Raw genomic sequence first — 19,757 nt, forward strand, 5'->3', positions numbered from 1 at the left:
TGTTGGAAATCGCGCGGTGTGTCGGGATTGAAACTCCTGCGCCCCGGCGCGATTTACACCTTTACTGATGCAGCAGCGCAGCGTCCGCCACAGGAGGAGGAAGGCTTGCTGCATGCGGTGGTGGTGCTGGCCGATCATGCGGGAGCGCTGGTGGCACCGGCTGCGTGGGTGGGATGATGTAACGTCGGCGCTACCAGTCCGCGCGCAGGCCGAGGGTGGCTTCCAGCGTGCGCCGCCGTGCATCGCGGCCACCGCCGATATCGGCCGTGTAGTCAGCCACGGCGTACGCACTGATCGTGCGGTTGAAGCGCCCGACCATGCCCACGCCGGCCTGCCACGCGCGGGCCCGTTGTTCACTGCGGATCGGTTCGCCATCGAAGCGCACGCGATGCTCACCGCTGGCCGCCTGCCAGTAATCCAGCTTGAAATAGGGCTGCCAGCCATTGTCGGCCAGGCCACGGTCGGCGGCCAGACGCAGGCCGATGCGCCCGCTCCAGGCGGTGTCGCTGTCGAACTGCAGCGCGGCGAACGCATCACGTGCATCGTCCAGCGACTGCCGCTGCCACAGCACCTGCACCTGCGGTTCCAGCGACCAGCCTGACGCCCCCAGTGGCCACGGACGGCCGGCTTCCAGCGAGGCGGCCGTGCCATCGCCCCGCACATTGATGCCCAGCCCGCGCGTGGACCACGCCTCCCCGCGGAAGCGGCTGCGCAGCAGCACCACATCGATGTAGCCGCCGGCGTTGCCTACCCCGGTCCAGTACAGGCCCGCATGACGGTCATCCAGCCGCAACTGCCCGACCTGCACGTTTTCCCACGCCAGTGCCAGGCCGCTAACCGTGCCGGTGGCGCGGGTGCGGCCCACCAGCACGCCCACCTGCTGGTGCCAGCCATCGCCGTCACTGGCGTACAGATCCGCCCCTGCCTGCAGGCCGAGCAGATCACCATCGAAACCGGCCAGCGCGTCGCCCTTCCAGTGCTGTTCGCTGCTCTGCCCGACCATGCGTATCCATCCGCCCTGCACGGCCCCCTGCCCGACCAGCAGCCGCTGTTCGCCCTGCCGTTCGTGGAAGGTGCCCAGGCTGGCCTGCTGCAGGCCCTGCAGCACCGGTGGCACGGCGGCATAGGCGGCGGTTTCCAGGCGGTAGATCGGCACGAGGGCCGCGCGTGGCCGCCGCGCACCGGGCGTGGGCGGCGGGCCCATGCCGGGCAGGCTGCCGCCGGCCACCGGCACGTCCGGTACCGGCGGATCGCTGGGCGGTGCCACCGGTGCCGGTTCCGGCGGCGGCGGCGGCGGTGTGGCTTCACCGGCGGTCAGGTCCGGGTCGGCGGCGCCTTCCACCGGGGGTGGCGGCGCCGGTGCGATGGGCGGCGGGGGCGTGCCCGGCGGCGTGGGCGGAGGCGGCAGCGCGGTGTTGCCTCCATTGGGCGCAGGTACCGGCCCGGCCACCAGGGTCGAGCGCAGGTACCAGTTCTCGCCGGTACCGGCGCTCACACCGCCCTTGAACAGGAAGTACTCGTAGGCACCGGCGGCCACGGGCGCGAACAGCGCGAACGCCCCGGGTGCGGTATGGGCGCCATTCAAGGCCTGCACCACCAGGATGCCATCGGCCAGGGTGGCCGCACCGCTGCCGCCGGCATTGAGGACACCAATACCGGTCGTGCCGGTGGCGGTTCCGCCATCGATCACCAGGCGATCGCTGATGGCGTTGTCCGCCCCCAGCACCGTGCGCAGGTACAGGCCGCCCCCGTCGCCGCGATAGTTTCCGCGCACGGTGAACACATCACCGGCACCCGTCCCGGTCAGATCGATGCGCCCGGCATTGACCATCTCCACCAGGGCCGCCCCGTTGAAGGGGCGGATGGCATGGCCGCCACTGCCCGCATAGAGGGTGCTGGTGTCATCCACGGTGAGCGTACCGGTGCCGGTTGCGCTGTCACCGAGCACCAGATCGCCATCGAAGGTCAGCTCGGTGCTGTTGGCCAGGCTGATGGCCTCCCAGTTCTGCAAGCGGCCGACGCCACCGGTCTTGACGTTGCTGACGTTGAGCCGGTCATTGCCGCTGCCACCGTCCAGCCGCGGCAGCGCGCCCAGGTGGGACTGGTTGAGGTTGGCCAGCGTGGCCACATCGTCATCCGGCCCAAGATCGATGGCACCGTAGATGATGCCGCCGCCATTCCAGTTGAAGGTATCGTTGCCGGTACTCATCAGCACCTGGCCACGCACCGTGCCATCGGTGAGGGTCAGGCTGTCATCGCCACCGCTGACACTGATGTTGCCGCCGATGTAGGCCGTACCGGAAATGAGCACGGTATCGGTGTCGAAGCCGGTCACCACGTTGCCATCCACCGTGCCACCGGACATGTCGAACAGGTTCTTGTCCAGTTTCATGTTGACCCGGCCGATGCGCCCGCCGGTCATCCAGGCCTGGTCGCCATCTTCGAAGGCCCCGATGATGCGCCCGCCGCTCATGCGGAAGGTATCGATGTTGTCACCCTGCTGCAGCGCACCGACGGTACCACCGGTCATGACGAAATCGTCGCGGCCACTGCCCTGCTGCACCAGCCCGGTGATGGTGCCGCCGGTCACCTGCAGGCGGTCATCCCCGGCGCCCTGTTCCACCGTGGACACCGTGCCATCGTGCATCTCCATGTAGTCATTGCCGCTGCCGAACTGCACGCCGCCACTGCCGCCGTTGATGGCGCCACGGTTGATGAGCGTACTGTCACCGGCGCCCTTGAATGCCACCCCGTAACCAGCCGGTGCGCTGATGCTGCCTGCATTGGTCAGCGTGCTGCCGCCCAGCAGATACAGCGCATAGCCCTGTGCGGAGGTGATGCTGCCGCTGGCTGCGTTGTTCACCGTCACCACGGCATCGGCGTTGATGCCCGCTGCGGTGCCACTGCCCACCGTGCCGCTGGCGGCGATGCTGCCCTGGTTGTTGATGACCGCACCACCGGCCGGATCGATGTACACCGCGTTGGCATTGCTGGTGGCCAGTTGTGCGCCCGCAAGCACCGTGATGGTGACGCCGGTGGCACCTGGGCCGACCTGCACCGGGACCGTCTGCGGGTTCGGGGTTGCCGGACTGCAGGTGACGGCCTGCCCCGCCACCGGCGCGCTGGAATCACAGCCGGCGCGGGCCACGGGGGCCACCGCCACCAGCACGACGGGGACGCACAGCAACGGCAGCAGGGCGACAACCAGGCGGCGCAGGCGCGGTGGGCGGCAGAGGGCACGGGACATGCGGCACTCCTGGAACCGGGGGCGGGAACAGCCGTACATGACGCTGCGGCATCCCATCCGGCGCCGTAGGCGGTTGTACCTGCGCCGATGTGAGTGCCCGATCAAGCACGGCCGGCCCACGCCACGCCTGCGCCCGTATTCATCCGCCGCGGTGTGGCCCGCCATCGGCAGGCCGGAGGGTCAGATCTTCAGGTAGATGCGGCGCGCATCCAGCCACCACGCCACACCCCACCAGAGCGCAACGAAGGCCAGGGCCTGCAGCAGGGAGGCCAGTTCCAGCGCATGGGGCATCGCGGTGGCCAGCTGCTCCCAGCCCCACGCCCAGGCACCGCTGCCCAGCAGCCCGACCGCCATCACGCTGCTGCCCAGGTAGGCGGTGATGGCATTGACGCCGAACCGGCGGCCGAGGGCCGGCCAGCCACGCCGGTCGACCAGCACGTGGGCCAGCCACAGCGCCAGCGCCGCCAGTCCACCGGTCCACAGCACATAGCTGGGCGTCCACAGCTGCTTGTTCATCGGCAGTGCGGCCGCCAGCAGCGCGCCCAGCACGGCCACACCCACGCCGGTCCCCACCAGCAGTGCGGTGCGCCCCTGCCGCAGCAGCTGCCCGGCCAGCAGGCCGAACACGGTGCTGGCCAGCGCGCCAGCGGTGCTGAGCAGACCTTCCGGGTCGTGGCCCAGGCCGGTGTCGGGGTGCCACTGGTACAGGAACGGCGCGAACAGGGTGGTATCCAGACGGCTGGCCGGGTTGGTCCACGGGGCCAGGCCACCGCCCTCCAGCAATACCAGCGAATAGGCCACCAGCAGCACCACCAGCACGGCGGCCTGCGCGCGCGGGCGCAGGTACACCGCCATCATTCCGACCAGTGCCGCACACAGCGCAATGCGTTGCAGCACGCCCCATATGCGGAAGTTGGCGGTGTGCAGCCCCCACCAGATCAGCAGGTGCAGCAGCACCCCGGCCACGGCGATGCGCAGGGCGCGTTCGAGCACGCCCCGTGCCAGCGCCGGCCGCGCGGTGGGGGCGGCCGCGCGTGGCATCACGCTGAAGGCCATCGATACACCCACCAGGAACAGGAAGAACGGGAACACCAGATCGGTGGGCGTGCAGCCGTGCCATTCCGAATGGCGCAACGGTGCGAACACCGCGCTCCAGTCACCGGGGTTGTTGACCAGCAGCATGGCGGCCACGGTGATGCCACGCAGGGCATCGATGGAACCCAGGCGAGCGGAGGGCACGGCGTTCATGCGGCTTGATAATCCCCGGCAATCCAGGTGCCACGTACCTGCAGTGCATCGTCCAGCAGCACCAGATCGGCCTGGTAGCCTTCGGCGATGTGGCCCAGGCGGTCATCCACGTTGAGGAACTGCGCCGGGTAGGTCGAGGCCATGCGCGCCGCTTCGGCCAGCGGCTGGCCCAGCAGCTGCACGGTGTTGCGCACGGCGGTGGCCATGTCCAGCGCCGAGCCGGCCAGCGCACCGGCGGCATTGCGCACCACGCCATCGACGGCGGTGATGGTTTCCCCGTACAGCACGTAGCTGGGATCGTCGGCCCCGACCGGCGGCATCGCATCGGTCACCAGCAGCAGGCGTCCACGCGGCTTGGCGGCCAGCGCCACCCGCAGGCTGCCCGGGTGCACGTGCACGCCATCTACGATGATGCCGATCCAGCTGTCGCGGTCCTCCAGCGCGGCACCGACCGCCCCGGGCTCGCGGCCCTGCAGCGGCGACATCGCGTTGTACAGGTGGGTGAAGCCGCGGATGCCCGCATCCAATCCGGCACGGACCTCTTCGTAGGTGCCGGCGGTATGCCCGGCCGCCACGATCACCCCGCGCTCGACCAGCGCACGGATGCTTTCCAGCGGCACCCGCTCGGGCGCCAGGGTCAGCAGGGTCACGCCGTTGTCCAGCGACGCGGCCAGCGCGATCTCCTCGGCATCGGGCACGCGGAACTTGCTGGCATCGTGCGTGCCCTTGCGCGCCGGGGCGATGTACGGGCCTTCCAGGTGGATGCCGATGACACCGGGCACGCCCTGCGCGATGGCTTCGCGCATCGCGGCCATGGCGGTGCGCATCACGCCGACGTCGTCGCTGATCAGCGTTGGCAGCATCGCGGTGGTGCCGAAGCGCCGGTGCGCCTGGGCAATGGTGCGCAGCGCGGCCACATCGGGCGTGTTGTTGAACAGCGCGCCGCCACCGCCATTGACCTGCACATCGATGAAACCGGGCAGCAGCCAGCCGCCGCCCAGATCCACCTGTTCACCGGCCTGGCCCAGTTGCGGGGCCGCATCGGGCAGCAGCGCGGTGATGCGCCCCTGCTCGATGACCACGGCCAGGTCGTCGCGGAAGTCATCGCCCGCCAGGATGCGGGCATTGCGCAGCACCGTTGCCATCACACCGTCTCCGTGACCTTGTTCAGGTGCGGCGGCAGGTCGGGATTGAAGCCACGGGCGATGGCCAGCGCATTGTTGGCGCGGTAGAAGCTCTGCACGGTCAGCAGCGGTGCGCACAGCGGGTGCGGCGCAGCGGCCACCGGCAGGTTGCCACCGGCCCCGGCCATCCACACCTGCGCGCCACGGGCGGTGAATTCCTCCACCACGGCACGGGTACCGGCGCCGGTTTCATCCGGCTGGGCGAACGCCAGCACCGGGAAGCCACGGTCCACCAGCGCCATCGGGCCGTGCTTGACCTCGGCCGAACTGTAGGCTTCGGCATGCAGGCTGCAGGTTTCCTTGCACTTGAGCGCCGCTTCCTGCGCCGCCCCCAAGCCCAGGCCACGGCCGAGCACGAACAGGTTGTGCGCATCCACCAGGCCTTCGGTGAGCGCGCTCCAGTCGCACTGCCAGGCCTGGTGCATGGCCGCCGGCAGCAGGTCCAGCGCCGAGCGCAGGCCGCTGTCCTGCTTCCAGTACGCAGCCAGCTGCAGCAGTGCCGACAGCGATGCCAGGTAGCTCTTGGTGGCGGCCACGCTCTTTTCCGCACCCGCATGCAGCGGAATGACCGTGTCGGCCAGCTGCGCCAGCGGCGAATCCTCCACGTTCACCAGCGCCACCACGCGCGCACCGGCGGCCTTGGCCGCTTCGGCATTGCGCAGCAGGTCCGGGCTCTTGCCGGACTGGGAAATGACGATGAACAGCGCGCCGCGCAGCTGCAGCGGCGCGGCGTACACCGAACCGACCGACGGCGACGCCGAGGCCACTACGCGGCCCAGCTGGGTTTCCAGCAGGTACTTGCCGTAGGTGGCGGCATGGTCGGAACTGCCGCGTGCACAGGTCACCACGAACGGCGGCGGTGCCGCGCGCAGCGAGGCGGCCAGGGTTTCCATCGTGGCGTGGTTGCGGGCGAACTGGCGGGCGATGACGTCGGCCGCTTCGGCGGCTTCACTGAACATCATCGTGGCGGAGGCATCAGGCAACGGCATGGGCAGGCTCAGGCAGGTTCGGGAGGGAGGGGACGGGCGCCGGCCGGGCGCATCGGCGCGGTGGAGCCGCGCACCACCAGCTGGGGCACGAAGCCCTGGTTGTGCAGCGGCGCCGGCGCATCGTCATAGGCATCGTTGCGCAGCTGCGCGATCAGCAGCCGCGCGGCATGGCGGGCGATGTCTTCGGTGGCCTGCTTGGCGGTGGTCAGCGGCGGCCACGACTGGCGCGAGAACGGGCTGTCCTCGAAGCCGGCGATGGACAGGTCATAGGGCACGTTCATGCCGGCCGACTTGGCCGCCGCCAGCACGCCGGCGGCGATTTCGTCATTGGAACCGAAGATGGCGGTCGGCGGCTCGCGCAGCGCCAGCAGGCGGCGTGCACCGCGGAAGCCATCATCGAAGGTGTAGTCGCCCTGCACCACCAGGTGCTTGTCCACGGTCATGCCGTAGTCCTTCAGCGCTGCTTCGTAGCCGGCATAACGTTCGCCGGAGGAACGGTGCGAGGTGCCGCCCCAGAGGAAGCCGATGCGCTGGTGGCCGAGCTGGATCAGGTGTTCGGTGATCTCGTAGGCGGCCTCGCGGTCATCCACGTAGACACAGGCGCCATCGGCCGGGTCTTCGGTGGCCGCGATGATGCGCACCAGCTTGATGCCGCGCGCGGTCAGCGCCTGCACCAGATCGCGGCGCTCGGACATCGGCGCGGTCAGCACCAGCCCGGCCAGGCGCGAGCGCTGCACCCAGTCGGCCAGTTCATCGGCCAGCAGCGGCGAGCTGGAATCGCACGGGTGGATCTGCAGGCCGAAGCCGGTCTCCCGGCACGCCGCCAGCACACCGTTCTGCACGCCGATGATGTGGTACGGGTTCGGGTTGTCATACACCAGCCCGATCACGAAGGTGGTGCCACTGCGCAGGTTGCGCGCGGACGGATCAGGCTCGTAATCCAGCTCGGCGATGGCACGCAGCACCCGTGCACGGGTGGCCTGCATCACCGATGGTTCGTTGTTGATGACCCGGGAGACCGTCTTCAGGGAGACTTTGGCCTTCTCGGCAACGTCCTTGATGGTGGCTCTGCGCATGGGCGTTTCCTGGGCGGTAGGCGCGTCCATGATCGCCGATCAGGCCGCGTCGCGCGGCAGGCCGGCGCGATGGCCGACGACCGAGTAGAACAGGATGTACAGGTAGCACGGCACCATCAGCAGCACGAACACCAGCTGGAAATCGATGTGCTGCTTGAGCACGGCGAACAGCTGCGGAATGATCGCGCCACCGGCGATGCCCATCACCAGCAGGGCCGAACCGGTTTCGGTGAAGCGCCCCAGGCCGCGGATGGCCAGCGGGAAGATGGCCGGCCACATCATGGCATTGGCAAAGCCCAGGGCCGCCACGAAGCCCACCGACACGTAGCCATGGGTGGCCCAGGCGCCCAGGCAGAACACCACGCCCAGCACGGCCGACACGGTCAGGTAACGCGACTGCGAGACCACGCGCGGGATCAGCAGCAGGCCGACCACGTAGCCGACCAGCATGGCGAACAGGGTCAGCGAGGTGAACATCTTGGTCTGGTCCAGCGGCAGGTCGAAGCCGTGACCGTAGGTACCGATGGCATCGCCGGCCATCACCTCCACGCCCACGTAGACGAACAGGCACAGCACGCCCAGCCACAGGTGCGGGAACTGGAAGATGCTGCGGCGTTCACTGGCGCCGGCACCGGCCGGGGTGGCATTGGCCTCGGACGGCTTGATTTCCGGCAGCGGCGAGAACAGCACGGCGACCGCCAGCACCACCAGCACGCCGGCCATGGCCAGGTACGGGGTGTGGATCTTGGCGGCAAATTCGTTGAGCAGGCTGGCCTTGGTGGCTTCATCGGCCGCTTCCACCGCGCTGGCCAGGTCACCGATGCCGTGCAGCACCAGCGTGCCGATCAGCACCGGGGCCAGCATGCCGGCGATCTTGTTGCAGATGCCCATCAGCGCGATGCGGCGCGCAGCGGTCTCGATCGGGCCAAGGATGGAGATGTAAGGGTTGATGGCCGTCTGCAGCAGGGCCAGGCCGCTGCCGATCACGAACAGGCCCCCCAGTGCGCCCGGGTACCAGCGCTGGGTGGCGAATTCGCCGAACAGGGCCGCGCCACCGGCCATCACCAGCAGGCTCAGGCTCAGGCCCTTCTTCATGCCCGTGCGGCGCAGGATCCACGAGGCAGGCAGGGCCAGGAAGAAGTAGGACAGGTAGAACACCATCAGCACCAGGAAGGCGCCGACCTCATCCAGCTCGAAGGCGAGCTTGACGAAGGTGATCAAAGGGCCGTTGAGCCAGGTGAAGAAGCCGATCAGGAAGAACAGCACGCCGACGATGGCGATGGAGGTGGCCACGTTCGGGCGCGCGCTTGCAGCTGAGACAGCGGACATCGGGAAGGCTCCTGCGGCGACGGCCGCGGCGCGGCGTCGGAGAGTGGCTGGGAACAACGTTGTCACATTCTTTCGATGGACAGGCGCGGTTTGTCAACTTCGCATCGCGATGCCGTGAACGCGATGTTGCGGAGCAGCACAGGACATCCGGGGTCGTACTGAATACGCGGGAACCCCAAGCGCCAAGCGGCACAACGGATTGCACGGCAAAAGCGGATTCACGCCGTGTAAACGTTTCCGGGCCACCGCAATCGTTGCGGCGCAGCAACGAAAGTGTCACGAACTCGTTGACATCGTTGTCAGCACCACGACAGACTCCGGCCCAACAGCCCCCCTGTGACGGGGTGGCCTCCCTCATCCGCAGGAGCCCGCGTGACCGCCAGCCACCCCGCCCCGGCCCATGTCCTGTCCCTCGCCGCGCCGGTGTTCCTGGCTGCCGATGTGGGTGGCACCCATGTGCGGGTGGCCCGCGTGCAGGCCAGCGGCGATGACACCCACCCGGTGCAGCTGCTGGATTACCGCAAGTACCGCAATGCCGACCATGCCGGCCTGAGCGCGATCCTGGCCGACTTCATCGGCACCGGCCCGCGCCCGGCGCACTGCGTGGTGGCCACGGCCGGGTACGCCCGCGAGGATGGCACGGTCATCACCGCCAACGTGCCGTGGCCGCTGTCGGCCCGCCAGATCGAAGCCGACCTGGACCTGGAGCGCGTGTACATCGTCAACGACTTCGAAGCGGTGGCCCATGCCGCCGCGCAGGTGGACGCCAGCGGCGTGCTGCACCTGTGCGGGCCGGACAGCGCGCCGCGCGGCCCGACCCTGGTGGTCGGCCCCGGCACCGGTCTGGGCGCCGCGCTGTGGATTCCCACCGCGCACGGCCCGGTGGTGCTGCCCACCGAAGCCGGCCAGCCCACCCTGGCGGCCACCACCGAACTGGAAATGGCCATCGTCCGCCACATGCAGCGCAGCCGCGCGCATGTGTCGATCGAGCATGCCCTGTCCGGCCCCGGCCTGATGAACCTGTATACGGCGGTGTGCGCCCTGCAGGACCAGCCGGCCACGCTGGCCAGCCCGGACGCAGTGACCGCCGCGGCCATCGCCGGCGAGGATGCCCTCGCCCGCCAGGCCCTGGATGTGTTCTGCGGCCTGCTCGGCAGCACCATCGGCGACATGGCCCTGTTCTACGGGGCGCAGGGCGGTGTCTACCTGGCCGGCGGCATCCTCACCCAGATCCGCGATTACCTGAAGAACAGCACCTTCATCAGCCGCTACCTGGAAAAGGGACCGATGCGCGAGCAGCTCGAGCGCATCCCGGTGAAGGTGGTCGAACACGGCCAGCTGGGCGTCATCGGCGCCGCCAGCTGGTACCTGGGCCACCAGGACTCCTGAGATCCATCCACGCGCTACCGCTTCAGCAGCACCGAAAACGCAGTACGCACCACGTGGCAGACACCGCCGGGATGCCCCACACCCGCGCAGGCCAACGCAACCGTAAATCGAACGCCGCAGCCGGCAACCATCGAGTGATGAGGAGAGACATCATGAACACCCGCAAGACTTTGCTTTCTGCAGCCATCGTCAGCTGCCTTGCCTTCAGCGCGCACGCGCAGCAGGCGCCGCAGACCGCCACGGACCTGGACACCGTGCAGGTCACCGGCATCCGCGGTTCGATGGAAAAATCGCTGGACACCAAGCGCGAATCCAACGCGCGCGTGGAAGTGGTCACCGCCGAAGACGTGGGCAAGCTGCCCGCGCACAACGTGGCCGACACCCTGCAGCGCCTGCCGGGCGTGAACATCAGCTCGTCCAGCGCCGATGAAGGCGGCTTCGACGAAGCCGACCGTGTCAGCCTGCGCGGCACCAGCCCGAGCCTGACCCAGACCCTGATCAACGGCCACACCGTCGCCTCGGCGGACTGGTTCGTGCTCAGCCAGGGCAACAACGTGGGCCGCAGCGTCAGCTATTCGCTGCTGCCGTCGGAACTGGTCAGCTCGGTGGAAGTGAACAAGTCCTCGCAGGCCAAGCTGCAGGATGGCGGCACCACCGGTACGGTCAACATCATCACCCGCAAGCCGCTGGAGTTCGCCAAGCAGTTCACGGCCGAAGGTTCCATTGGCGCGGTGTATTCGGACCAGGCCAAGTCGACCGATCCGCAGCTGTCGGCACTGTTCAACTACAAGAACGACGAAGGCAACTTCGGCGTGATGGTGCAGGCCTTCAGCCAGAAGCGTGAGCTGCGCCGCGAAGCGCAGGAAATCCCGGGCGGCTTCTTCACCATCACCAGCAAGGACCCGGTGGCACAGACCAACCCGGATCTGGTTGGCGTCAAGGTCCCCGGCCTGCTGGGTTCGACCCTGTTTGAACAGACCCGCAAGCGCAACGGCGGCCTGATCTCGCTGCAGTTCAAGCCGAACGACTCGCTGACCCTGGGCCTGAATGGCTTCACCTCGGAGCTGAAGGCCAACAACTACAACCGCAACTTCATGATGTTCGGCAACAGCTTTGCCAAGAACCAGGCGCCGAACCCAGGTTATGTGGTCAAGGATGGCGTGCTGACCAACGCGACCTATGCGGGCAAGCCGGGCACCGATTACGCGGTGTACGACATGATCTACCGCGAGTCGACCGCCAAGACGAACTACATCACCTTCGATGCCGATTGGCAGATCAACGACAACCTGGTCTCCAAGTTCCAGGCCGGCAGCACCAAGGGCACCGGCGAAACCCCGCGCCAGTACATCGCCGAAGTGACCGTGGCCAATGGCGGCGGTGCCAGCTGGGCGACCCATGGCAACGGCTCGCCGATCGACTGGAACGTTGGCGGCGACATCAGCCCCAATGGCGTGACCAGCTTCGGTACCTGGGGCAACCAGCAGGTTACCGCTGAAGACAAGGAAAAGTGGGCCAACCTGGATTTCACCCAGTACTTCAACAGCGCCGGCCCGCTGACCTCGATCGACTTCGGTGCACGCTACGCCGACCACAAGCGTGAAGCGCTGTCGCCGGAAGGCGCCACCCCGGGCAACATCTGGGCGGCACTCAAGGGCAGTGCCACCGGCAACTATCCCAGCGGCTTTGCCGGCGACATCGGTGGCACCTTCCCGCGCAACCTGTGGTACTACACCCCGGGCGCGCTGAAGAATGCGGTCACCAACAACTCCACCTGGCTGTCCGGCAATGACGGCCCGACCGGCCGCCACAACTACGGCGCCGAATGGAAGGTGACCGAGAAGAATTTCGCCGCCTACGTGCAGAGCAACTTCGCCGGTGACGGCTGGAGCGGCAACTTCGGCCTGCGCTACGTCAACATCAAGCAGGACATCGACACCTACGCGACCGCTACCGGCTCGACTGTGCCGGACGTGAGCAGCCTGTTCGGTGCCTGGACGCGTCAGGCCTTCGAGAACAAGCACAACCGTGTCCTGCCCAGCGCCAACCTGAAGTTCGACCTGCGTGACGACCTGGTGCTGCGCTTCGCCGCATCGCAGACCCAGACCCTGCCGGACTTCTCGGCCCTGGGCGCGTCCTCGTGGGGCTCGGACCTGAACAAGACCGGCGGTGGTGGCAATCCGAAGCTGAAGCCGGTGGTGTCGACCAACTTCGACGCCAACCTGGAGTGGTACTTCATGCCGCGCGGCCTGCTGTCCATCGGTGCGTACTCGATGCGCCTGAAGGACTACGTGGCCTTCAGCACCGAGAAGCAGATGCTGTTCAGCGAGCTGACCAACAAGCTCGAGGAATATGACATCTCGCGTCCCAAGAATGCCGACGGCAAGGTGCGCGGCATCGAAGTGGCGTATGAGCAGCCGATCGGCGAGTACTTCGGCGTCAATGCCAACTACACCTACGCCAACGGCAGCACTTCGCATACCTGGGCTGACGGTACCGACAACCTGCTGGGCACCTCGAAGAACACCTACAACGTCGGTGCCTACTTCGAGAACGAGACCTTCGGCGCCCGCGTGAGCTACACCCGCCGCTCGTCGTTCCTGATCGGTCTGTCCGGCGCCAACCCGTACTACCAGGATGATTTCGGCACCCTGTCGGCGTCGCTGAGCTACAAGGCCACCGAGTGGCTGAGCGTGAGCCTGGATGCGCTCAACCTCAACAACCCGACCTACAAGTACTACCAGACCGCGGCCATCCCGACCTCGTTCTACAGCAACGGCCGCCAGTACTACCTGAACTTCCGCTTCAAGTACTGATCGCTGGCAGCATCATCGCTACGTAGTGCACGCACGCCGGGCCTGGATCATTCCGGGCCCGGCGTTTTTCATGTATAGCCTTTACCGCACCAGACCCCAGGAGTCCTTCCGATGACGAAGCCCACCCGCGCCAGGTTGCGTACCTTCCTGCTGCTGAGCACCCTGCTGGCCACCGTGCCGGCGCTGCCGGCACTGGCGGCCGATGCACCGGCCAGCGCCGATGCCCCTGGCCCGCAGCTGCGCGCCGGCAGCCTGATGCTCATTCCCGCACCGGCCAACGTGCAGCGCGGCAACGGCACCGGCATCACGCTTGGCGCGGGCACGCACCTGCTGGCCGAGGGCGAGGCCGCGCAACGGGTGGCCGCCCAGTTCGCCGACCTGCTCGCCCGCAGTGGCGGCCCGCGCCTGGCGCCGGCCACCGGCAACGGCGCGGCCAAGGGCGGCAGCATCCGCTTCGAGATCATCCCCACCTTCCGCGACAGCGGCGAGAGCTACACCCTGGACAGCACCGCGCAGGGCGTGGTGGTGCAGGCCGGCAACGAGGCCGGCCTGTTCTACGGTGCCACCACGCTGGCGCAGCTGGCGACCGGCGGCAGCCATGGCGCGCTGCCGGCCGTGCAGATCCAGGATGCACCGCGCTTCCCCTGGCGCGGTTTCATGCTTGATTCGGCCCGCCATTTCCAGAGCCTGGACGAGATCAAGCGCGTGCTCGATGCGATGGCCGCGCACAAGCTCAACACCTTCCACTGGCACCTGACCGATGACCAGGGCTGGCGCATGGAAATCAAGCGCTACCCGAAACTGACCGAGGCCGGCAGCTGCCGCCTGCCGGCGGGCGATGGCGGCATCGATCCGGCCACCGGCAAGGAGCATCCGTACTGCGGCTACTACACGCAGGAACAGATCCGCGAGGTGATCGCCTATGCGGCCAGGCTGCATATCCAGGTCATTCCGGAAATCGATGTACCCGGCCATGCCACCGCCGCCATCGCCGCCTACCCCGAGCTGGGCACGATCAGCACGCCGCTGAAGCCGACCAGCGAATGGGGCGTGTTCCCGAACCTGTTCAACGTCGAAGACAGCACCGTCACCTTCCTGGAAAACGTGCTGGAAGAAGTGATCCAGCTGTTCCCGGCCACGTACGTGCACGTCGGTGGCGACGAAGCCGTCAAGGACCAGTGGAAGGCATCGAAGCAGGTGCAGCAGCGCATGCGCGCGCTCGGCATCAAGGATGAGATGGCCATGCAGAGCCACATCATCAAGCGCCTGGAAACCTTCCTGGAACAACACGACCGGCGCCTGATCGGCTGGGACGAGATCCTCGAAGGTGGTCTGCCGCCGCAGGCCACGGTGATGTCCTGGCAGGGCACCGAAGGCGGGCTGGCAGCCGCCAGCACCGGCCATGACGTGGTGATGTCGCCGGTCGGTTACCTGTACCTGGACTACCTGCAGACCGCCTCGCCGAACGAGCCGCCGGGCCGGCCGACCCAGGTCAACCTCGGCAAGCTGTACGGCTTCGAGCCGGTGCCGGCCGAACTGCCCGCCGACAAGCGCCACCACATCCTGGGCCTGCAGGCCAACATGTTCACCGAGCACACGCGTACCTACGCGCGCCTGCAGCACAACCTGTTCCCGCGGCTGGCCGCCGTGGCCGAAACCGGCTGGAGCCCGGCCGAGCGCCGTGATTTCCGCGATTTCCTCGCCCGCCTGCCCTCGCAGCTGGAGCGCTACCGCGCCTGGGGCCTGGCCTATGCACAGACCCCGTTCGAAGTGGGCGTGGACTACCGCGATGACCGCGCCGCGAACACGGTGACCGTCTCGCTGGCCAACCCGCTGGGCTATGAGGTGCGCTACCGCACCGACGGTCAGCCGGTGACCGCACAGTCGCCGCTGTACCAGCAGCCGCTGTCTGCCACGCTGCCGGCCACCGTGCAGGCAGCCGCGTTCTACCAGGGCCAGATGCTGGCAGCCGCACCGACGGTGGCCAGCTTCACCGCCCAGTCGCTGCTGCATCGCCCCAGCGAAGAACTGCTCAACTGCGCCGGCAAGAACGGGCTGGTGCTGCGGCTGGAAGATGACGGCCCGCGCGAGGGCGCCCGCGCCGTGTTCAAGGTGGATATCTTCACCCCCTGCTGGCGCTGGCCGCAGGCCAACCTGGACGGCATCACCTCGGTGAGCGTGCGTGCCGGCCGCATTCCGTACTACTTCCAGCTGGCCCACGACGAGCCCAAGCGCGTGTTCGAGAAGGCCAGGCGCGCGCACGGTGAGATGCGCATCCGCCGGGGCGACTGCACCGGCAAGGTGCTGGCCGAAGTCCCGCTGCCGGCCGCGCCCGATGCCGACGGCTTCGTCACCTTGACTGCCGCACTGCCCAAGGGCACGGCCGGCAGCGGTGACCTGTGCATCAACTTCACCGGCGACACCCGCCCGGCGATGTGGGTGCTGGATGAAGTGACGTTGAAGTAGCCCAAGCGGCACGCCAGGCCATGCCTGGCGTGGACCCCGTGGCATCCGGTAGCGCCAGGCCATGTCTGGTGTAGACCCCGCGGTACCCGGTAGCGCCAGGCCATGCCTGGCGGATTTTCGCGGGGTGCCAACAGCATCCACGCATGGCGTGGATCTACAGCCGCCTCAAGCCGCCATGCCGGTGCGGATCATCCGCGCCAGCGCAGCAGCAGGTCGCGCAGCGGGGTGGCGGCGATGGCCAGGCCCGCCAGCACACCGATGCCGTTGGCCAGTGCATCCATCGGGTCGGCCACGCGGTCGGCGGTCAGCGCCCCCTGCGCGAACTCGATGCCGATACCCATCAGCACCAGCCCCACGCCCACCCATGCCAGCGGCCGGCCACGCCGATACAACTGCACCGCGCTCCCGGCCAGGATGAAGTACGCCAGGAAGTGTTCCACCTTGTCGCCATTTTCCGGCACGGGAATCGGCGGTGGCGGAATCAGGCAGACAACGATCACCACCAGCACCGCCAACCACCACAGCGTGGCCCACAGCACCGGCCGCCGCAGCGGCTTGATGGCCCCCGCGCGCACGCTCACAGCCGCCAGCTCAGGTCACCCAGTTCGAAGGCCGGCTCGAAATCGACCTCGCGCTGCAGGCCGATCACCTGGAAGCGTTCGCCCATCTCGGTCGGCAGGGTCAGCTTCTTCACCTGGTCGCGCAGCTGCACGCGGCCCACCTCGTCGGTGCGCTCATCGGCCAGCGCCAGCACCTGGTCCAGGCCGTTGCCGAGCAGGAAACTGGCCTGGCTGCAGTAGCCGGCCAGGTCGAAGCCGCTGTGCAGGCCTGCCTCGGCCATGGCGGTGAAGTCCACCGAGGCGGTGATGTCCTGCAGGCCGGGCCAGCGATAGACCTCATTGTGGACATGGTGGCGGTAGAACGCGCGCACGGTGCCATCGTCGCGGTCGTGCTGGTAGAACTCGGCACGGGTGTAGCCGTAATCCACGAACAGCAGCGCGCCGCGCTGCAGGCCACCGGCCACGGCCTGCAGCCAGTACGGCAGGTGCGGCAGCACTTCGGAGCGGTAACCGTCGGCGAAGGGCTTTTCAAGGTAGCGCTCCAGGTGCCGCACCGCGCCGTTGAGCAGGATGTCGGCCGGCTGCGCGCCGCGCACGAAACCGTCCTGCGCATCCAGTGCCACGGTTTCCTCGTAGACCTCGCCGTCCTTGACCAGGAAACGCGGGGTCGGCAGCGCATCGATCACTTCATTGGCGAACACCACCCCTTCCCAGTCGTCATCGAAGGGGCGGTCCAGCCATTCCACGATGCCGCTCAGTTCCACCGGCAGGTTCTGCTGCAGGCGCTCGCGCTGGCGCTGGCGCAGGTCCGCACTGGGCTCGAGGATGGCGTAGCGGGCCGGCACGGCCTGCAGTTCGGCCAGGCGCAGCAGCACCGCCTCGGCGAAGGCACCGGTACCGCCGCCCAGTTCCAGCAGGCGCGCCTGCGGCCCCAGCTGGCCGAACACCGGGGCCAGCGCATTGGCGACCGTAGCCGCGAACAGCCCCCCCATTTCCGGGGCGGTCGTGAAATCGCCGCCACCACCGAACTTGCTGGCCCCGGCGCTGTAGTAGCCCCAGCCGGGGGTGTACAGGCACAGCTCCATGAAACGCGAGAACGGGATGGCGCCGCCCTGGGCGCGGATTTCCGCGCGCAGCGCGTCGGCAAGCTGGTCGCTGTGGGCCAGGGCATCGGCTTCGGGCAGGGGCAGGGTGGACTGCATGGTGTCTTCGATTGCGGTGACAATGGGTACAGGATAGCCGAGCCCAGGAGGCCCCTCATGACCGAAACCGCCCCGGTAGTGCTGATCACCGGCAGCGCACGCCGCATCGGCGCTGCCATCGCCCGCCACTTCCACGCCTGTGGCTGGTCGGTGGTGCTGCACGCGCACACTTCCAGCGGCGAGCTGCAGCAGCTGGCCTTCGACCTGGACAACCAGCGCCCGGGCAGCGTGCTGGCGCTGCAGGCCGACCTGGCCGACGCCACCACCCTGCCCGACCTGGTCGAGCAGGCCGTGGCGCATTTCGGCCGCCTGGATGCGCTGGTCAACAACGCCTCCAACTTCTTCCCCACCCCGCTGGGGCAGATCACCGCCGAGGCGATGGATGCGCTGTATGCGGTCAACGCCCGCGCCCCGCTGCTGCTGGCGCAGGCCGCCGCACCGCACCTGCGCCGCCAGCAGGGCAGCATCGTCAACCTGACCGACCTGCATGGCACCGACCCCATGCGCGACCATGCCGCCTACACCATGGCCAAGGCCGCGCTGGAAATGGCGACCCGGGCGCTGGCGCTGGAGCTGGCACCGAAGGTGCGGGTGAATGCCGTGGCCCCCGGCGCGATCCTGTGGCCGGAACAGGGCAAGGATGATTTCGCCCGCCAGGCCCTGCTGCAGCGCACGCCGCTGGCACGCACCGGTACCGTCGAGGAGATTGCCGAAGCGGTCTACTGGCTGGTGGCCGAGGCGCACTTCGTCACCGGCCACACCCTGCGCGTGGATGGCGGGCGGACGGTCAGCTGACATCCGCCGGGCCTGGCCCGGCGCTGCCGATCCGTTCGGCCGGTAGCGCCGTGGCGGGTCAATCCACCGCGTCGGGGGCCAGCGTCACCGTTTCGAAGGCATCCCCATGCTGCCGGTGCGCGCGCCACAGCGTGGCCAGGTCGTGCCCACTGACCGGATCGATGAAGTGCGGTGCGATGTCCGCCAGCGGCTTGAGCACGAAGGCATGCTTGAGCTCCGGCCGCGGGATGCGCAGGTGGCCCGGGCCTTCCACCACCAGGTCACCATAGAACACCACATCCACGTCCAGCGTCCGGTCGGAAAAACGCGGCCCGCTGCGGTCGCGGCCATGGGCGTCCTCCAGCGCGTGCAGCCAATCGTCCAGCACCTGCAGCGGCAGGTCGGTGGTGAGGGCCACGGCATTGTTCACGAACGCAGGCCCCTCGAAGCCAACCGCAGCGGTGCGGTACGCCGGGGACACCACGATGGCGCCGAAGCGCTCGCGCAGGGCTTCCACCGCCGCATGGAGGTAGCGACGGGGCTGGATGTTGCTGCCCAGGCTCAGGAGCACGGTGGTCATGCGGTTCGGCGGCGTTGGGGGGGGGCGCAGGCATGCCATCGTCACGGTGGCCTGCCTACAATCCGGGACGCACATGATAGGGCACAGCCATGACCTATTGCGTTGGAATCGAGGTGGACGAGGGCCTGGTCTTCGCCGCCGACACCCGCACCAATGCCTCGCTGGACGATGTACGCGTGCACCGCAAGCTGCATGTGTTCGATTACCCCGGCGAGGCGACCTTCGTGCTGATGGCCGCCGGCAACCTGGCCACCACCCAGCTGCTGGTCTCGCGCCTGCACCGCGATGCGCAGGAACGGCGCACGCCGAACCTGCGCGACAGCCGCCACCTGTTCGAGGCGGCCGGGTACGTGGGCGCACTGCTGGTGGACAGCCAGGTGCATGGCCACGACGCCGGGCATGGCCATGATGGGGTCAACACCCAGGCCACGCTGATCCTGGGCGGGCAGATCGCCGGCGAGCGTCCGGGGCTGTACATGGTCTACCCGCTGGGCAACGCCATCGCCGCCTCGCCGGAAACGCCGTACCTGCAGATCGGTGAATCCAAGTATGGCAAGCCGATCCTGGACCGCATCCTCACCCCGGCCACCGGCCTGGAGGATGCTGCGCGCACGGCGCTGGTCTCGCTCGATTCCACCATCCGCTCGAACCTGTCGGTGGGCCTGCCGATCGACCTGGCCCTGCTGCGCGATGGCGACCTGAAACTGACCCAGCAGCTGCGCCTGTCCGGTGATTCACCGCTGTATGCGGACATCCACCGCAACTGGTCGCACCGGCTGGAACAGGCCGTGGCCAGCCTGCCCCGGTTCCCGTGGGAAGGTGCCGGGCCCACCGGGGGGCGTGGTGGTTGATCCACGGCCCGGCCCCCCTGCCAGGCCCTGCATGTCACGCGTCATA

The 19,757-nt window shown here is 68.3% G+C and carries 15 protein-coding genes; 6 read left to right on the forward strand and 9 right to left on the reverse strand.

Going from position 1 to position 19,757, the window contains the following annotated elements; translation table 11 throughout:
• The first annotated feature begins 27 nt into the window (after positions 1–27).
• Positions 28–177, forward strand: coding sequence for a hypothetical protein (locus Q9R17_RS05160; protein WP_308158414.1), 150 nt, complete (start codon positions 28–30; stop codon positions 175–177).
• A 13-nt stretch (positions 178–190) separates the two neighbouring features.
• Here Q9R17_RS05160 and Q9R17_RS05165 read toward each other — a convergent pair whose 3' ends face one another.
• From Q9R17_RS05165 to Q9R17_RS05190, 6 genes are all read right to left on the reverse strand, one after another.
• Positions 191–3,247, reverse strand: coding sequence for an autotransporter outer membrane beta-barrel domain-containing protein (locus tag Q9R17_RS05165; RefSeq protein ID WP_308157366.1), 3,057 nt, complete (start codon positions 3,245–3,247; stop codon positions 191–193).
• A 180-nt stretch (positions 3,248–3,427) separates the two neighbouring features.
• Entirely contained in the window at positions 3,428–4,495 is a 1,068-nt protein-coding gene (locus Q9R17_RS05170) for a heparan-alpha-glucosaminide N-acetyltransferase domain-containing protein (RefSeq protein WP_308157367.1), read from the reverse strand.
• Positions 4,492–5,640 (reverse strand): N-acetylglucosamine-6-phosphate deacetylase, encoded by a 1,149-nt coding sequence (nagA, locus tag Q9R17_RS05175; RefSeq protein ID WP_308157368.1) that lies wholly within the window; start codon positions 5,638–5,640, stop codon positions 4,492–4,494. The genes Q9R17_RS05170 and nagA overlap by 4 nt, the downstream gene beginning before the upstream one ends.
• Positions 5,640–6,668, reverse strand: a complete 1,029-nt coding sequence (locus Q9R17_RS05180; RefSeq protein ID WP_308157369.1) for an SIS domain-containing protein — start codon at positions 6,666–6,668, stop codon at positions 5,640–5,642. Before Q9R17_RS05180 ends, nagA begins: the two co-directional genes overlap by 1 nt.
• 8 nt (positions 6,669–6,676) lie before the next feature.
• Positions 6,677–7,744 (reverse strand): LacI family DNA-binding transcriptional regulator, encoded by a 1,068-nt coding sequence (locus Q9R17_RS05185; RefSeq protein ID WP_308157370.1) that lies wholly within the window; start codon positions 7,742–7,744, stop codon positions 6,677–6,679.
• A 39-nt stretch (positions 7,745–7,783) separates the two neighbouring features.
• On the reverse strand, positions 7,784–9,073 hold the full coding sequence (locus Q9R17_RS05190) for a sugar MFS transporter (protein ID WP_308157371.1): 1,290 nt from the start codon (positions 9,071–9,073) through the stop codon (positions 7,784–7,786).
• A 372-nt stretch (positions 9,074–9,445) separates the two neighbouring features.
• Between Q9R17_RS05190 and Q9R17_RS05195 the strand changes: the two genes are divergently transcribed.
• The 3 genes from Q9R17_RS05195 to Q9R17_RS05205 all read left to right on the forward strand — a co-directional run bounded on the left by Q9R17_RS05195 (position 9,446) and on the right by Q9R17_RS05205 (position 15,744).
• Positions 9,446–10,462, forward strand: coding sequence for a glucokinase family protein (locus Q9R17_RS05195; RefSeq protein WP_308157372.1), 1,017 nt, complete (start codon positions 9,446–9,448; stop codon positions 10,460–10,462).
• 152 nt (positions 10,463–10,614) lie between these two features.
• Positions 10,615–13,278, forward strand: coding sequence for a TonB-dependent receptor (locus Q9R17_RS05200; RefSeq protein WP_308157373.1), 2,664 nt, complete (start codon positions 10,615–10,617; stop codon positions 13,276–13,278).
• Between the two features lie 111 nt (positions 13,279–13,389).
• The gene (locus Q9R17_RS05205; protein ID WP_308157374.1) at positions 13,390–15,744 is read left to right on the forward strand and encodes a family 20 glycosylhydrolase; all 2,355 of its coding nucleotides are present in this window, start codon (positions 13,390–13,392) and stop codon (positions 15,742–15,744) included.
• 188 nt (positions 15,745–15,932) lie between these two features.
• Here the strand turns inward: Q9R17_RS05205 and Q9R17_RS05210 are convergent, their stop codons facing one another.
• Together Q9R17_RS05210 and Q9R17_RS05215 are read right to left on the reverse strand one after the other, a co-directional pair.
• Entirely contained in the window at positions 15,933–16,319 is a 387-nt protein-coding gene (locus tag Q9R17_RS05210) for a VanZ family protein (RefSeq protein WP_308158287.1), read from the reverse strand.
• A gap of 2 nt (positions 16,320–16,321) precedes the next feature.
• The gene (locus Q9R17_RS05215) at positions 16,322–17,506 is read right to left on the reverse strand and encodes an SAM-dependent methyltransferase (RefSeq protein ID WP_308157375.1); all 1,185 of its coding nucleotides are present in this window, start codon (positions 17,504–17,506) and stop codon (positions 16,322–16,324) included.
• 57 nt (positions 17,507–17,563) lie between these two features.
• On the opposite strand from Q9R17_RS05215, the gene Q9R17_RS05220 reads away from it, so the two are divergent.
• The gene (locus Q9R17_RS05220; protein ID WP_308157376.1) at positions 17,564–18,301 is read left to right on the forward strand and encodes a pteridine reductase; all 738 of its coding nucleotides are present in this window, start codon (positions 17,564–17,566) and stop codon (positions 18,299–18,301) included.
• 58 nt (positions 18,302–18,359) lie between these two features.
• Here Q9R17_RS05220 and folK read toward each other — a convergent pair whose 3' ends face one another.
• Positions 18,360–18,860: a 2-amino-4-hydroxy-6-hydroxymethyldihydropteridine diphosphokinase gene (gene folK / locus Q9R17_RS05225; protein ID WP_308157377.1), complete on the reverse strand. Its 501-nt coding sequence runs from the start codon at positions 18,858–18,860 to the stop codon at positions 18,360–18,362.
• An 89-nt stretch (positions 18,861–18,949) separates the two neighbouring features.
• Between folK and Q9R17_RS05230 the strand changes: the two genes are divergently transcribed.
• Positions 18,950–19,711 (forward strand): 20S proteasome subunit A/B, encoded by a 762-nt coding sequence (locus Q9R17_RS05230; protein WP_308157378.1) that lies wholly within the window; start codon positions 18,950–18,952, stop codon positions 19,709–19,711.
• Positions 19,712–19,757: the final 46 nt, after the last annotated feature.

Origin of the sequence: Stenotrophomonas sp. 24(2023) (assembly GCF_030913365.1) — a bacterium.
Classification (GTDB): domain Bacteria; phylum Pseudomonadota; class Gammaproteobacteria; order Xanthomonadales; family Xanthomonadaceae; genus Stenotrophomonas.